Origin of the sequence: Paenibacillus sp. GCM10028914 (assembly GCF_042666275.1) — a bacterium.
Lineage (GTDB): Bacteria > Bacillota > Bacilli > Paenibacillales > Paenibacillaceae > Paenibacillus_AQ.
Genome location: NZ_JBHTFO010000008.1, coordinates 240,571 through 255,063, shown reverse-complemented (window position 1 = coordinate 255,063; position 14,493 = coordinate 240,571). Strand labels below are relative to the sequence as shown.

The following is a 14,493-nucleotide window of genomic DNA, read 5'->3' as shown; positions in this document are numbered from 1 at the left end:
ACTTGATTGGACTATTTAAGGGGGAGAAGCTTAATGAAAATATGGAATAAACGTTGGTCGGCGTTATGCCTGGCTAGCATGATCCTGATCGCGGGTTGCGGCAGTAGTCAGGAAGGAGAAGTTTCTGCTAAAGACAGTGGGTCTAAAACAGATAAGAAGATCACATATGATATGTTCTTCAGTTTGGGGATACCTGAATACCCTGAAGATGGCGGAGAAGCTAAAGAGAAAATTATACAGGGACTTGAGAAGGCTGGCCTTCAGAATATTGACTATAAGGTCACGCTGATGGGGTCGGAGTATACAACAAAGCTGAATCTGCTGGCTTCCTCAGGCGAATTACCTGATTTCTTCGGGGTGGATACGACCACGCTTACCCAGTTTATTGATCAGGGGCTTCTTATGCCGCTTGACGATCTATTAAAGGACGCACCACATCTTATGAAAGTGATCCCTAAAGAACGGTGGGAGGGTGTTACGTTCGATGGAAAAATCTATGCTATACCGAGCGGCGTCAGAGAAGAATCTTTCAATTCGCCGAACACAAATGGTCTTCTGGTAAGACAGGATTGGCTGGACCAAGTCAGCAAGGAACAGCCGTCAACACTGGATGAACTTCATGATGTTCTTAGTGCCTTCGTGAATAACGATCCGGATCAAAATGGGAAAAAGGATACATACGGATTAGGTGGAAGTAAGACCTCGCAATTTAACGTCGTCTTTGGAGCGTTCGGCGTAAATCCGAACTTCTGGATGGAGAGGGACGGGAAAATCGTAAAAGGTTTTACTCTGCCGGAAACAAAGGATGCGCTTGCTGTACTTCAGCAGTGGTACAAAGAAGGTTTGATTGATCCAGAGTTTCCAGTGATGGAAACGAAACAGTTTGAAACCCGTGTCACCAATTCAAAGGTAGGCGCATTCGAGTCTGACGCATTTTCCGTTGACCCGAAGGGAGCTACATTGCCGGAAGCGCTTGTGAAGGCGACACCTACGGCAAAGCTTACGATGATCACACCTCCAAAAGGTCCTGAAGGCAAACTGGGATATCCGGAGGTGAATCCTTATGCGGGCGGCGCCCTAAAATCAATTAGCGCGAAAACCGAACAGCCTGAAAAGCTGATTCAGTTGCTGGATTGGTCGGTTAGCGACGATGAGGATGGGGGTGTAAATCTGCTCACCTACGGAGAAGAAAACGTGGATTACACTTATGACAAAGAGAACAATCTAATCGCTCAAAAGTCAACGTATTCAGAGCTTTACCAGAAAGGATTTTCAAATCCAGTTCGTTTCGTGCAAGTCGTTGACCGCCGCTGGACGAACGAGAATGTTCGTGCCGCGCTGGATACGGCCTCCAAAGATCTGATCAAGAACGAGTTATGGAAGACCGTGCCTGCGCAGCTCGATTATCCAGATCTTGAAAACAAGCTGTGGCTGGAGTATTTCGTCAAGATTGTAACTGGAACATGGAGCATTGATAAATACGACGAGTTTGTACAGAAGTATTACCAGCAAGGAGGTCAAGAAATCGAGAAACAGGCCAACGAAGAATGGATAAAGAGCAAATAAAAGAAGCACTTGCGGAGCAGCAAGCAATTATACAAAAAATCTCCAAGCACTGTTTATTCGCAGGGTGTTTGGAGATTTTTACGTTATGCTCCTTGAAGGAGCAGCTCTTCAATTAAAGCGCCGTCAATTCACCGCGTACGAAGGCAAGCAGCTTTTGCAGCCAAGAGATTTCAAGCTCCATATAGCTGAGCGAGTGCTCTTGAATCAAATGAACGTTAAGCGGTGTTTTGTGCTCCACCAGGTTCCAGTCCTCCACGTTTCGTTTGATCGCATTTTTGAGCTTTTCGATAGCTTCCTCGATCAGAAAGGCCAGCTTCACAGGGTCGGCATGCTTCAGAAATACGGTCGATGAGTAGAGTGATTTAACATCCTTGAAGTTCTTGAAGGCTGCGTAAATTTCCTCTTCCAGTACTTGTCGTCCTGCATCGGTAATGCCATAAGTTGTTTTCTCGGGCCGATTCTCTTCACGAGTGACCTCGATCTTTTCGATATACCCTTGTTTTAAGAGTACTTCAAAGTTGTAGTATAAGCGTCCGTCATTGATTTTTTGAACATCTTCCATACTATCGCTTTTCAGCATTTTTTTTATATCGTAAGGATGGTGGTTTCCCTCACACAGATTGCCTAGTATAAATACGCGAAGCGACATCGGCACAGTCCTCCCTTTTCACAACATACGAAGAGCCAGCCACTTCTCATAAGGAAGCAGCAGGCTCTTTAGTATCTACGCTTATTTTAACTCAAAATGCTTTAAGATGCAGTGGAAATTGTCTTATCGTTATTCTTTATGTCCGGAGAGATAAATTTAAAGGATAGTGAAGCTATTACCGTGGAGACTACAGCAATGATGATGAGTCCAGTGAGATTCTCCCCGATCTTGCCGCCCCCAAAGAGAATACTGAATTCGGTCTGAATGGTGTAGTACATGATGGAAATATGGCTGAAAAACTTATAAAATCCGTCCATCATACCGTAAGTGAGCACGGCACCGCTTGAAATGGTCTGAATGAGCATCAGTGACAGGTTCGCAAAGATTGCTTTGTCTTTCAACAGGATGCTAAAGATCGACATGAATTCAATCGCAGCGAATAGTTCCAGTGAATGGAGCAGCCATACTTTTACGAAGGTTTCAGCACCATATCCGCCTTGGATTAAGAAATAAATTGTGAGTCCGATCAGCGGTGCGAGCAGGGAGACTAGTGCATTCACGCCTTGTGCAGACCAGAAAGCCGGCCATACACCCATTTTTCCTTTTACCATGTTCATGGCGCCGACGACCATCATGGAGAAGATCATTGCACCTACATAGGACACCATCGTCAAGAAGAATGGCGCCATCTGATTATGCATCCCCGCAGGTACCGGGTTAGAGTAAACGACATTTGGTGTAACCTTGGATGGAATATCAGCTGCAAGCTCTTTCGCTTGATCTTCCGGCATATTCAGCTTCAGCATAATCCCTTCAGCACCCTGAACAGCAAACTGCTGATTCAGGCTGTTCGTAATTTGTGAGGAGATTTGGTCCATCGTGCTGGTTACCATCGCCGGATTGGATTGATTAATCAGAAAGTCCAGATTAGGATGTTCACCCTGTTCCGATAGCTTTTGGCTAAAGTCATTTGGAATATGTAAGACCATATGAATATCGCGGTTATTCAAATCTTCCTTAGCTTGATCTAGTGAAAGGTCAGTTACGATCTTAAACGGCAGCTCTTTCTGAAGCTGCTCAGCAATTTGCTTTCCTGCTTCAACATCCTCATTCACGATGGCGATAGACAAGGCGTCCATATTCCTCGGAATGGCAGAGTAACCGGACATGAAAATAGCAATAAATGCGATCTGATAAAAAACGATCATGACAATGCCGCCGATGACAGATCCATTCTTTAATAAGGTAAGAAAATTCTTCATCTAAATGCACACACCTCTATATATAATATTTATTTTTGATTACTCAAATTTGAGTAGTAATGAGAAATTATACGCATTACCGGCACCTGTGTCAAATTTCACAAATGATTGCAATGATAATAATCACATTATTGATAATTGGTTATAAAGGTGTGTTGTATCAAACTTCAGATCTTGTAGAAATTCCACATCAAAAAAAGAGCCTAGGAGGTCACAATGACCTCCCAGGCTGCTTCATGCTTATCTCATTGCTTATTTTCATGGAAAATGCCGGACTGGTGTATACCGGTTTGATCCTCGAAATGCCGAAAGACTTCGCGCAATCAAGAACTGGGCGCAGTAATAGGTAGACATAATAAGAATGCCGGAATAAGAAATATCAGAAACGAACATATTCCAGGCGAGTATGGAGTCGGAGATCACAAATAGAATACTTCCGACAATCGCCCATGGATTGCCTGTCATTATCGCTGACCACAGCATGAAGGAAATAACCGTAATATAAGCTATTACAGGAATGATTAGATTATTATTGCTCGATAACTGCAGCGAAGATACAAGTTCTTTCCCCATCAACCAGGCATAAACCCCAATCGGTACTATACTGAGAAACCGAATGATAGAGAACCGCCACTGACTGAAGAAGCCTGTCATATAAAACAGGTGCCCGATCAGGAATGCAGCCAGTCCGACAACAAACCAGACAAGCAGGCCATCACCTAGCATACAGAAGAACATACCGGCTAGTATCAGGTAATGTGTGCGGGTTTTTGAATATGGAACTTGCAAGAATGCATAGCCGATCATAAGCCACATAGGAATGAGCTTGAATAGAAGTTTGACCGCAAATGGTTCTGATGGAATGAAGAAGATGTACAGAATGCTCATCAGGAGGATGAGCAGTGGTAAGACGTATTTTTTCATAATAGACCTATCCTCCGAAAATGTATTGTCGTCATATCTTTTCACCAAACATCTCGGAAATCCTTTAATTGAAGCCCACCATAAGTAAAAAAGCAGCCACAGTATGAAGAGAGTTGGAAATTCCACTTCATCAGGCAGCTGCTTTTTATAAAGATAATGTTAGGAGTTCATATGCTCTCAGGTTCTCTGTGTAATGCCGAGAATCTCACGGCAAAGCGATTCTCTGACACCCTCAACTTTGTCGATATCGACGAACGGTGTAACGATATCCTTATGTTCATCTAAGTAAGACTGTGCATCACTCAGATGTTGGATGGATTTCTTCATTTGGGCAGCATAACGCTGTTTGAAATCACTAAGCGCTTCGGCATGCTGTTCATCTGTTCCTGGTTGAATGCAGCGCGCGTACGTATCTACAATCTCATCATCTGCGCGGTCGGGGAAATATTCATGCGGAGCCGTACTGTCAAAGATGGCAAAACCGATTTCACGGACAATGACCATATCCAGGCTGTTTGGGTCGAATCCGCAGTGGTACACTTCCACGTCGAAACCACGTTCTTCACCTACGGCTGCAATTTTTTTGAGCATAGTGGATTTACCTGAGCCGGCACGCCCCTTAACAAGGTATCTCTTTAATCCGTTTGTCAGATCGGGAACATAGTCAACCGCACCCTTCGGGGTCGCTGCTCCTAAGAAGCGGTGGTCGACGCGTCCCTGCTTATCTAGCTTCTGTTCGCCATATAGAAGATTAATGTATTCGCCAGCCATCTCATTGGCTGCTTGGAAATTCATATGTTTGATGTACAGGGCTTCCCAATCATCATGGATGCGAAGAGCTTCCGCAAATCCAGCGTAGGCTTGTTCATGAGAATTCTTTACTTTCATGTTCAGGTTTTCAATATCTGTTTGAAATGGTTTCAGTCCATCGAGGTCTATACACGTATCGTCCAGGTTTATAAACTGTATCGTGGCATCTATTTCATGTGCAGGCATTCCACGGAAGGCAGACCCGGTAATCATGCCTATACTCAACTCGGGGACGATCCATCCATCGATGGATTCGTTATCTGAGGGGCAGTGGAGGATCCACACTTCATAACCAAGCCCAGATATTTCGTTCCCGATTCCCCGAATAAGACTTGAGTGGCCGCTTCCGGGCGATCCATCAACAATAAAGAGGGAAGTAATTTGCTGGAGGGAAGAGGGGAGAAGACTTGCAAATCCACGGGCTGTATTACCGCTTGTGAAGAAATTTCTAACGATTCCAGTCATAACGATCACACCTTTCTAGGCTGCTGTCATGGGTTTTTACTTCATGGTATTAATGTGGAGTGAAAAAGGTGCGGCCTATTCTTATCATTCATCTACAACAATGTCATCATGAATTGCCTGTTAACTCCCCTTGTGTTCATCCTGGAATTTTGGGAGAATAATAAACAGAGTGTTGATGTTGCAGTCATTCATAGAGTAAGATTAAATTTTAAGGTTTCTTAAAGAGAGAGGACATATACATGAACAAACCATCTATATATGGGTTAACGTTAGATCAGTTGGCTATTTGGCTTGAAGAACGAGGACATAAGAAGTCGCGTGCCGCACAGGTATGGGATTGGCTGTACCGCAAGCGGGTAACAAGTTTCTCTAGCATGCAGGATGTCAATCAGGAATGCCTTGAGCTGTTGGAAGAGAATTTTGCTATTTTGACGCTAAAAGTGCATACGAAGCAGGAATCCGCAGATGGTACAGTTAAGTTTTTGTTCCAATTGGAAGATGGAAACTTGATTGAAACGGTTCTGATGAGACATAAATTTGGTCTGTCCGTGTGTGTTACGACTCAAGTCGGCTGTAATATTGGCTGCAGCTTCTGTGCGAGCGGACTGATCAGCAAGAGCCGTGACTTATCCAGCGGCGAAATTGTTGAGCAAATTATGAAGGTTCAGCTCCATCTGGATGAAGCAAACAAAGGCGAGCGTGTGAGTCATATTGTTGTGATGGGAATCGGGGAGCCTTTTGATAATTTCGAGAACATGGCGAACTTTATCCGTGTTGTAAAGGACCACAAAGGCTTGGCGATTGGACCGAGACATATTACGGTATCTACGAGCGGACTAGCTCCTAAGATCATAGAATTTGCGGATAGTGATCTGCAAGTGAACCTGGCCCTATCCCTTCATGCACCGAATAATGAACTTCGCACCCGGATCATGAAGATTAATCGTGCTTATCCGCTAGAGAAGCTAATGCCGGCCGTCGATTATTATCTGGAGAAATCCAACCGTCGAATCACACTGGAATATATATTGCTGAAGGATGTTAACGATCAGAAAGAGCATGCACTAGAGCTTGCTGAGCTTGTAGGTCATCGTAAAAAACTAGCCAATGTAAATCTCATTCCGTATAATCCGGTTGATGAACACAGTCAGTACCAGCGCAGTACACAAGAATCGATCACAGCCTTCTATGATATTTTGAAAAAACAAGGTGTCAGCGTCAGTGTTCGTCTTGAACATGGGTCTGATATTGATGCGGCTTGCGGGCAGCTCAGAAGCAAACAGATTAAAGAATCGCATTGATGTAACTGCAGTCCATAACATGAGTGAAGCGTATCCGATTAGTGATGCGCTTTTTTTCTAGGGCGGTAAACAAATTGTCATTCTCTAAACTTATAATAAGGGGGTCTTTATATGCATACTAAGTCCAGTTTAATGAAGGAGCTTGAAGCACTTGGGATTGATCGGAGAGGAACACTTCTCGTTCATTCCTCTATGAAAAGCATCGGTGAGGTTGAGGGCGGGGCAGACACAGTGCTGGATGCTTTATCGGAATATATGGAGGAAGGACTGCTTGTGCTGCCTACTCATACCTGGTCGTATATTAATGCAGATAACCCTAAATTCGAAGTGGACAATTCTCCTTCATGCGTTGGAATTCTCCCCGAGCTATTTCGTAAACGTAAAGGTGTAATCCGGTCGTATCATCCAACGCATTCGGTAGCTGCGCTTGGAAAGGATGCTACGGTATTTACTGAAGGTGCTGAGCGGCTTAACACGCCATGTCACCGGCAATCGGTATGGGGTAAGCTTCTGGATCGTAAGGCGACGATTCTGCTGGTAGGCGTGGATTTGCGCCGAAATACGTACATTCATGGGATAGAAGAATGGGTGGATGTGCCTGGTCGTCTTACTGAGGAGCATGAGGCACTTGTTACTGTCTTGGGTGACGGTACAGAAATTTCAGTTCCTTCGCGCAGACATAAAGGCCCAGCCTCATCGGAACACTTCTGGAAGGTAGATGAACTTCTGGAAGAACAAGGAGCTATGTATAAGGGGGCGTGGGGCGATGCTGTCGTACGGGTGTGTGATACGGTAAAATTTAACGACATTATTTCCTCGATGTTACGTGCAGATCCTGATATTTTTCTGGATAACGAGCCGCTCAAACAGCAGGCATAATGAACGATCCCCTTGATTTAGGGTACAATGGAATAAACCAAGATAATAGGAGTTGGAGAAATGTCTAATGAAGAAGAAGTAATTGTTACCGCTGAAGGATACGCCAAGCTAGAGGAAGAGCTGAAATATTTGAAGGGTCCCAAGCGTAAGGAACTGTCGGAGCGTCTTAAACTTGCTATCAGTTTCGGGGATCTGAAGGAGAACAGTGAGTATCACTCCGCTAAGGATGATCAGTCTTTTATGGAGACTCGCATTATACAGCTTGAGAAAATGTTGACCAAGGCGAAGGTGATCGACGCGAACAATGTAAACTTAGACAGAGTAAGCGTGGGTACAGTTGTTGTCTTGAACGATATTGAATTCGCTGAGAAAATTGAGTATCAGATCGTTGGCCCGGCTGAGGCTGATGTTGCGAATAATAAGATATCTTACGAAAGCCCGCTAGGCAAAGAATTGATGGGCAAAGAGGTTGGAAGCGTAATTAATGTTGATGCCCCGATGGGAATTATCAAATATGAGCTGCTTGAGATCAAAGTAAAATAAAAAAGACGAGCTGATATCAATCAGCTCGTCTTTTTCTTTTATACCTTAGTATACTTGTCAATTAAACCTGAATAAACAGGCTGAATTCCTGGCCAGTCTTCTCGGGTTCTTGAGCCATGGTATAGCCGTGTTTGACAGCTTCCTCTGGCACGTTACGGAAAGCAGATGGGCAGTCAGAGATGACCTGAAGAACTTGGCCTTTCTTCATATCGCGCAACGTTTCCAGTGTGTAAATAACAGGATACGGACAAGATTCTCCACGAAGATCAAGTGTGAAATCAACGGACATTTGTATAATCCCCTTTCTTAAATCCAACGCCGAAGCGGTAATTTTTTTGCCAGTAGACGGCAATTGCATAACCAATACCCAAGACAACTAGTGTGGCTATAAGTGCTGTAGCTGGCCCCAAGGTGGTGATCAGGTTCACCTTTGATCCACTCTTAGCGAGTAGGTCATAAACTCCTAAGTGATCCCAAGCATACGCAAGGCCGGTGGCTCCAAGAATGTTGCCGAGGAAGACGGGGAGAAAGACAACCTGACCTTCCATCAAGCGGTACATCATCCCGGTTTCGCATCCAGCAGCCATCACGATACCGATACCGAATAGCAGACCACCAACAAAGGTGCTTGGAGCCGCGATTTTCGTAATCGGATCAAGACCGTATACGAGAATGATGATCAGGGTAGCGACAGAGCTGATTGCCATACCTAGGGTAATCGCCTTGGTCATGGTCGCGCGACCGCTGATCCACAAATCACGGAATGCCGATGTGAAGCAGATCTGACCCCGTTCGATCAAAATACCAAAGGCTGCGCCAAAGAGGGCGGCTGTGCCCAGCATGTTGCGGCCAGTAACAAAAAAGTAAACGATGAGTCCGGTATAAGCAAGTCCGATGATTGCCCCTACAAGTGGCTGAATGTTACGCTTTGGCTTTGCTGAAGGAGCTGTGCCGCCTTTGGCCAGGACAGGCTTACCTTTCCACCATCTTGTATTCACGACTTTCGCACCCAGGAATGTACCGATCGCAGTAGCTACGATAAAGATCCAGGAGTGAAAGGAGAACTGCGGAACGCCAGTAAAGAAAGCTGCGAGGTTGCAGCCCAGTGCAAGACGTGCACCGAAACCTGCGATAATCCCACCGACAAAGCCTTGCACATAGCGGCGTTTCTGCTTCGGAATCCGAATTTTGAAGCTGTTACTGAGCAGGATTGTAATCATAGCACCGATAAGCATACCCCATACAATCCAACCATCAGTCCGCGTCCATGTGGTTCCTTTCATACCTACGAGATCAAAGTATGCCCAATCCGAGATGTCGACCCCGAAGAACTGCAATATATGACCACCGAGGCGGGTAAACTCACCGGTAACGGCCCAGACGCTCCCCGTTATTCCGAAATAAATGGCACTCAGAATGCCGGCAATACTCATGACTAGATAAGGACTCCAATAATTCCCGAACAATTTGGTATACAAGTTCTTCACTGTTTCTATATCTCCTCAGTTGGTAAGAGACGATACTCTTCCTTGTTTGTTGAAAAAACGAGCACTATATATTGTACTACAAACTTACACGACTGGGGAGATTAACTTGTCTTCATTATTCTTAGTAGCGATTTCATTCTTAACCATCGCCATAATGTGTATAATGATAGGTATAGTGTCTTGAGAGGATGATTACATGTTAACGATTAAGGAATACACTGCTGAATTTGTTAAAGATCCATTCGGGATTTTACCGGGTAAAAGATATGAATTTGTGCTTGACCTAGACGTTCCTGAAGAGGACGAGCTGTTTCGTGAGAGTGGCGTTTATTTGCGAGTTATCTATTTAGTGGGCGAAGATCAGTCGCGCATTGTCAAATATGATTTCTATGAGAGAACGACCGATTTATATCTCGATTTCGACATGGAGCCGGAAGAGGAAGAGCAGCTGACCGCATTTTGCAGAGAGAACTTACCGGAATAAACAGCATAAAAGAGGGCATTCCTACGGGAGCGCCCTCTTTTTTTACTGGTAATAAAGTAATTGAAAGGAAAAAGCAAGCGTGTTACCATTGCATGGAAACCATTATATGTTAAACCGAATGGTTTCATTTGCTATAGGCTCTGACTCATGGAGAACATGGCGATTATATTTGGAGGGAAGTACCGTAGCACATGAGAATGTTTAAAGGTTGTTTACGTTTTTTAATCGCACTTCTAATTACAGCGATGGTCGTGCATTGGATTATCCCTTACCCACAGGCCAAAACAGTACAAGCCCCAGCTTCCTGTGGACCCGGCTGTATCCGCTATGATGTAGTCGTGATCGGCAGTGAAATTCAAGGGGTTCTGCTTGCAAGAGAGGCTATGAAGCATGGTCTTGATGTGATCGTTCTTGATCCGCGTAGTAAACCAGGTGGAGAGTTGATTCAGGGCCAGATGCAATTTCTCGACGAACCGAATGACAAGAATCAGAAAAGTTTAGTGCAAGGAGATATTAAAGAATTATTTGATGGTTTTAAGAAGGGGACAATCCGTAAAGCTTCGGAGTTCAATACATTTTACGCGAGAAAGATAAAGGACATTCCAATTAAGAGTGGAATTGAGATTCAATCGGTTGAGACGGTGAATGTGAAAGAGACGGAATCACTTCAATCGCTTACTTACCTTGTAAATGGCAAGCGTCATCAAGTGCAGGCTGATTATTGGGTGGAGAATACGGACTTTAATGCTCTCACTGGGAAACTTGATACCAAGCGGATTCCGGGGATGGAGAGCTTGTATAAAGGAAGTGGACACGATCCTGATTACATGGCGGCTACGCTTATGATTCGGTTTAAGAAGGTTGATTGGCGTAAGCTGCACCAAGCGATATTGGAGGATTACCCACTGAGCAACGTTCAGGAGAAATATGGTCCGAATACATACGTCGATTGGAACATTGCGACAGGTCTCAGCAACATCATGATGAAGTATAAGCCGCATGATTCCCAGATGGTTCTGAGAGGGATGAACACACTAAATCAGGGGCAGGGTGAAGCGATTATGAATGCTTTATTGATTTATGATGTTGATCCTGCGGATGAAAAGTCGGTTCAGAGTGCAGTAAGTAAAGCAAAAGCAGAGGCACCATATGTGCTGGAATTTATGCGTAAGAATATCCCGGGGTTCGCCAAAGCAGAGTTGAACGGCTATCCTGAATATCTGTACATTCGTGACTATAATCGATTCCAAACAGAGTATGTGCTGAAATATGACGATGTAAAGGATAGCCGCATGTTCTGGGATAACGTAAGTATTGGTGGATATGCAGTTGATCTTCAGGCTACAAGGAACATTCCGAAAGGTATTGGTTTTGGGAAGACAGACCGATATGGGATGCCGCTGCGATCGTTCGAATTGAAATCCTATGATAATGTATTGGTCGTAGGTAAAAATGTAGGGGCCGATGTTAAAGCCTACGGTAGTGCACGGATTATGCCGAATACGGCACTTGCCGCTCAGACGATCGGAATTATATTAGGAAATGAGAAGAATAAGAAGCTGAAGGATCTCACACAGGATGATTTCCGCAGAATCCACGCTTATTTAAAGAAGGATTACGGTATTATATTGGATAATTAGTGTTGAACAAAAAAGCAGCGGTCTCCTTTCCGTTTTAGGAGAGGTTTCTGCTGCTTTTTATTGTACAAGATTAATGATTCGGATAGTGGCTGGTGAACCAGCTCTCTAATCCACTGTTCAGGATTTTATATGCTACCTCTTTTTCATCCGGATGAACCTCTACGCCTCCGGAAGGACCTCCAATGATCACTTCAATACTGTATCCATCTTCAAACGTAATTTGAGCTGAATTGTTAAATCCATACGTGGTTCCCAACTCAAAGGATTCGAATTGGGATTGCTTCAGTCTATCAACGATTTCCTGCACTTCTTCCTCTTTTATGGTAACCTTGTCTACGAATCCTACGGTGATCTCCTCCACCTCTACGGTTGTCAGTCTCTCATGAAATCGCTCTGGCCAGGAGTCTTTGGAGGTGCCAAACGAGCAGCTTGAGAGTAGAAATATCATACCAACAATGACGAGAACAACCCCACCAGCGCGCTGCGTGGATAAGGCAAGATCACTAGGCTCTGCATCTTTAAACCTCCACCCGAGAGACATATACCAGCCTGTATATGGAGAAATGGCGGTAATCATCCCGATAACAATCATAATAAAGCCTATGAAAGCATTCATGGTGATCAGCTTCCCTTCGTTTGAAATCATCGTTTCTTCCTTGCCTTTACACTCCATACGTTGTTCACACCGCTTTTGTTTCACGAAAACTTGGAAATCATTTGAATCAATCTTATGGGGCTTATGCGGTGTTTCATTCCATTCAAGCTTGGCGGTCAAGAAGGATGAACCATCCACCTGCTTTGTTTCTCTCGATATGACTTTTATGGAGAACGTGGAGAAAGGCGTCGTTTCAAGGTTCTTGATCGTGTCGTATTACCGATTAGTCTGTCTTATGGAGTCGTAACTTCGATTATCGTTCTGTTAATGGAAACTAGATTATGGGCTGTTATAAAAGTGTAAAAAGAACAGCCGACGGCTGCCCTCTTTCCTATACCGGATCTAGATTTATCCGTGTCTCGTACATGCCTTCGTCTATTTCTGTGTCCCATCCAAGCTGCTTCGCTACCCAAACCATTGGGATCATGGTCACTCCGTCTATTAATTGTGGGGGTGTTTCCATGGATAAGTTGCCGGATGGTGCGATGGCCTCCGTGTTTCCTACGGTCATTTGGAGCTTGTGTCCTTGGCTGGACAGCTGCATTGTGCGGGTATTCTTATCCCATGTCCACTGCGCGTCCAGCGCTTTGACAAATTCTTTGACAGGGACCATAAGATCTTGTTTTCCAGCCCATGCCCGGCTTGTAAAGTTGGCTTCTTGTCCTTGTATCGTGGTAAACATATTCCACACTCCCGGCTCCGGAGTCACCATTGCATGCAGGGTATCTGTATTCAGTTTGTTATTTAATTCATCGATATTCTCACGTGTGACTCTGTATTTGACGTCGTCTCGGCCGATCGCGGCTGCAATCCAGCTGTTTACGTCTTGTTTATGATGAGACAAATCTTTGTACAGCTCCAGATTATACGTCCATTCTGACTCCGTCTGAAAATCATACAGCTTCACATTGTCATGGGCTGCAAATTGTTCGAACATCCATTTTCGCATCGTGATCTGGTTGTTGAACCGGGCAGGATTACTCTCTTGCCACATGGTCTGACGCAGGATGCTGTATGGAGGATAGTAGAAATAGAACTCCACATCGGGATAAGCTTCCACGAGCGACAAGATATTATCTGTAAAGCTCTTCTGTACCACATCCAGGCTTTCTTCGTTAATTCCGAAGTAAACATCCCGCTGGCTCGCTTTATTATAGGACTTCATCACCTCTTCGGCTCCAAAAGTTGCTTTCTGATTCCAGTTGTTCAAATATTCGAGTTCCCTGCCTTTATTTCCGAGCATCTTACCATACAAGCTTTTAAAGAGCTGATCGTATACCGAGTAATTAAACAAGTACTTATAATCATTCCACCAAATGTCGTCATACATATAGGAAGGGAATTGTTCAGAGGCCTGTTTCGTATTCGCCTTGAGGGAGAAGTAGTCGAGGCCCCATAGCACTTTTTTTACTTTACCTGTCTCGAGGGCCAGCTTAGCTGTGTAGTAATGCTCGTCCGCGGTGGACCCTTCGATGGACAGCTTCATGGCGGTCCCGCCTAATGCTTGTCCGACTTCCGAAGGTAAGAAATTCTGTGTCATTGAGGTTCCGATAATAATCGTGTCGTAATCATAGTTTTTAGCGAGTCCTGGATTCTGGTACCGGGCATCGCTTGAAAGAAAGGGCTTATACCATGTCGTTTTATGGTAAAACTGCAACGGGTCGAGTACAGCGGTTAACGTAAATATGACTGCGGTTAAGCAGGTCGCAAACACGCCGAAGCGAAGAAGCATGGACTTTGCTCGAGAGCTGTTGCTTTTGGCTTTTCGGGTAGATGTGTGCTTCGGTTTAGTTATGACCGTATTCGTATTGGGTTTCAAGGGGTTCAC

Annotated in this window: 14 protein-coding genes; 6 read left to right on the top strand and 8 right to left on the bottom strand. The window is 44.5% G+C overall.

Annotation, left to right across the window (positions count from 1 at the left end; all coding sequences use genetic code 11):
* The first annotated feature begins 33 nt into the window (after positions 1 to 33).
* Entirely contained in the window at positions 34 to 1,566 is a 1,533-nt protein-coding gene (locus ACFQV5_RS07620; protein ID WP_379245269.1) for an extracellular solute-binding protein, read from the top strand.
* A gap of 112 nt (positions 1,567 to 1,678) precedes the next feature.
* On the opposite strand, the gene ACFQV5_RS07615 is transcribed toward ACFQV5_RS07620, so the two are convergent.
* The 4 genes from ACFQV5_RS07615 to ACFQV5_RS07600 form a co-directional block, all read right to left on the bottom strand.
* Positions 1,679 to 2,215: a PadR family transcriptional regulator gene (locus tag ACFQV5_RS07615; protein WP_379245267.1), complete on the bottom strand. Its 537-nt coding sequence runs from the start codon at positions 2,213 to 2,215 to the stop codon at positions 1,679 to 1,681.
* A gap of 101 nt (positions 2,216 to 2,316) precedes the next feature.
* A complete protein-coding gene (locus ACFQV5_RS07610) occupies positions 2,317 to 3,477 on the bottom strand; it encodes a YhgE/Pip domain-containing protein (RefSeq protein WP_379245265.1) in 1,161 nt (386 codons plus the stop codon).
* Between the two features lie 258 nt (positions 3,478 to 3,735).
* Complete coding sequence (locus tag ACFQV5_RS07605; RefSeq protein ID WP_379245263.1) at positions 3,736 to 4,401, bottom strand: lysoplasmalogenase; 666 nt, start codon at positions 4,399 to 4,401, stop codon at positions 3,736 to 3,738.
* 177 nt (positions 4,402 to 4,578) lie between these two features.
* Complete coding sequence (locus ACFQV5_RS07600) at positions 4,579 to 5,676, bottom strand: PRK06851 family protein (protein WP_379245261.1); 1,098 nt, start codon at positions 5,674 to 5,676, stop codon at positions 4,579 to 4,581.
* A 239-nt stretch (positions 5,677 to 5,915) separates the two neighbouring features.
* Here ACFQV5_RS07600 and rlmN point away from each other — a divergent pair, with 239 nt between their 5' ends.
* The 3 genes from rlmN to greA all read left to right on the top strand — a co-directional run bounded on the left by rlmN (position 5,916) and on the right by greA (position 8,399).
* Positions 5,916 to 6,977, top strand: coding sequence for a dual-specificity RNA methyltransferase RlmN (gene rlmN, locus ACFQV5_RS07595; RefSeq protein ID WP_379245259.1), 1,062 nt, complete (start codon positions 5,916 to 5,918; stop codon positions 6,975 to 6,977).
* A 111-nt stretch (positions 6,978 to 7,088) separates the two neighbouring features.
* Entirely contained in the window at positions 7,089 to 7,856 is a 768-nt protein-coding gene (locus ACFQV5_RS07590; protein WP_379245257.1) for an AAC(3) family N-acetyltransferase, read from the top strand.
* Positions 7,857 to 7,916: 60 nt separating this feature from the next.
* Positions 7,917 to 8,399 carry a transcription elongation factor GreA gene (greA, locus tag ACFQV5_RS07585; protein WP_379245255.1) on the top strand — a complete coding sequence of 161 codons (483 nt, stop codon included), beginning with the start codon at positions 7,917 to 7,919 and terminating at the stop codon, positions 8,397 to 8,399.
* 61 nt (positions 8,400 to 8,460) lie between these two features.
* Here greA and yedF read toward each other — a convergent pair whose 3' ends face one another.
* On the bottom strand, positions 8,461 to 8,688 hold the full coding sequence (gene yedF / locus ACFQV5_RS07580) for a sulfurtransferase-like selenium metabolism protein YedF (protein ID WP_379245253.1): 228 nt from the start codon (positions 8,686 to 8,688) through the stop codon (positions 8,461 to 8,463).
* Positions 8,678 to 9,832, bottom strand: coding sequence for a selenium metabolism membrane protein YedE/FdhT (yedE, locus tag ACFQV5_RS07575; RefSeq protein WP_379245686.1), 1,155 nt, complete (start codon positions 9,830 to 9,832; stop codon positions 8,678 to 8,680). Before yedE ends, yedF begins: the two co-directional genes overlap by 11 nt.
* Before the next feature lie 250 nt (positions 9,833 to 10,082).
* On the opposite strand from yedE, the gene ACFQV5_RS07570 reads away from it, so the two are divergent.
* Together ACFQV5_RS07570 and ACFQV5_RS07565 are read left to right on the top strand one after the other, a co-directional pair.
* Entirely contained in the window at positions 10,083 to 10,370 is a 288-nt protein-coding gene (locus ACFQV5_RS07570; protein ID WP_379245251.1) for a DUF6509 family protein, read from the top strand.
* A gap of 191 nt (positions 10,371 to 10,561) precedes the next feature.
* The gene (locus tag ACFQV5_RS07565) at positions 10,562 to 12,010 is read left to right on the top strand and encodes an FAD-dependent oxidoreductase (protein ID WP_379245249.1); all 1,449 of its coding nucleotides are present in this window, start codon (positions 10,562 to 10,564) and stop codon (positions 12,008 to 12,010) included.
* A gap of 70 nt (positions 12,011 to 12,080) precedes the next feature.
* Here ACFQV5_RS07565 and ACFQV5_RS07560 read toward each other — a convergent pair whose 3' ends face one another.
* Together ACFQV5_RS07560 and ACFQV5_RS07555 are read right to left on the bottom strand one after the other, a co-directional pair.
* Entirely contained in the window at positions 12,081 to 12,803 is a 723-nt protein-coding gene (locus tag ACFQV5_RS07560) for a DUF6199 family natural product biosynthesis protein (RefSeq protein WP_379245247.1), read from the bottom strand.
* A 193-nt stretch (positions 12,804 to 12,996) separates the two neighbouring features.
* Positions 12,997 to 14,484, bottom strand: coding sequence for a copper amine oxidase N-terminal domain-containing protein (locus ACFQV5_RS07555; protein ID WP_379245245.1), 1,488 nt, complete (start codon positions 14,482 to 14,484; stop codon positions 12,997 to 12,999).
* Positions 14,485 to 14,493: the final 9 nt, after the last annotated feature.

Bases quoted from the DNA above. Each gene is read 5' to 3' on its own strand.
- ACFQV5_RS07620 (WP_379245269.1), top strand. From the start codon at position 34: ATGAAAATATGGAATAAACGTTGGTCGGCGTTATGCCTGGCTAGCATG.
- ACFQV5_RS07615 (WP_379245267.1), bottom strand. From the start codon at position 2,215: ATGTCGCTTCGCGTATTTATACTAGGCAATCTGTGTGAGGGAAACCAC.
- ACFQV5_RS07610 (WP_379245265.1), bottom strand. From the start codon at position 3,477: ATGAAGAATTTTCTTACCTTATTAAAGAATGGATCTGTCATCGGCGGC.
- ACFQV5_RS07605 (WP_379245263.1), bottom strand. From the start codon at position 4,401: ATGAAAAAATACGTCTTACCACTGCTCATCCTCCTGATGAGCATTCTG.
- ACFQV5_RS07600 (WP_379245261.1), bottom strand. From the start codon at position 5,676: ATGACTGGAATCGTTAGAAATTTCTTCACAAGCGGTAATACAGCCCGT.
- rlmN (WP_379245259.1), top strand. From the start codon at position 5,916: ATGAACAAACCATCTATATATGGGTTAACGTTAGATCAGTTGGCTATT.
- ACFQV5_RS07590 (WP_379245257.1), top strand. From the start codon at position 7,089: ATGCATACTAAGTCCAGTTTAATGAAGGAGCTTGAAGCACTTGGGATT.
- greA (WP_379245255.1), top strand. From the start codon at position 7,917: ATGTCTAATGAAGAAGAAGTAATTGTTACCGCTGAAGGATACGCCAAG.
- yedF (WP_379245253.1), bottom strand. From the start codon at position 8,688: ATGTCCGTTGATTTCACACTTGATCTTCGTGGAGAATCTTGTCCGTAT.
- yedE (WP_379245686.1), bottom strand. From the start codon at position 9,832: ATGAGTATTGCCGGCATTCTGAGTGCCATTTATTTCGGAATAACGGGG.
- ACFQV5_RS07570 (WP_379245251.1), top strand. From the start codon at position 10,083: ATGTTAACGATTAAGGAATACACTGCTGAATTTGTTAAAGATCCATTC.
- ACFQV5_RS07565 (WP_379245249.1), top strand. From the start codon at position 10,562: ATGAGAATGTTTAAAGGTTGTTTACGTTTTTTAATCGCACTTCTAATT.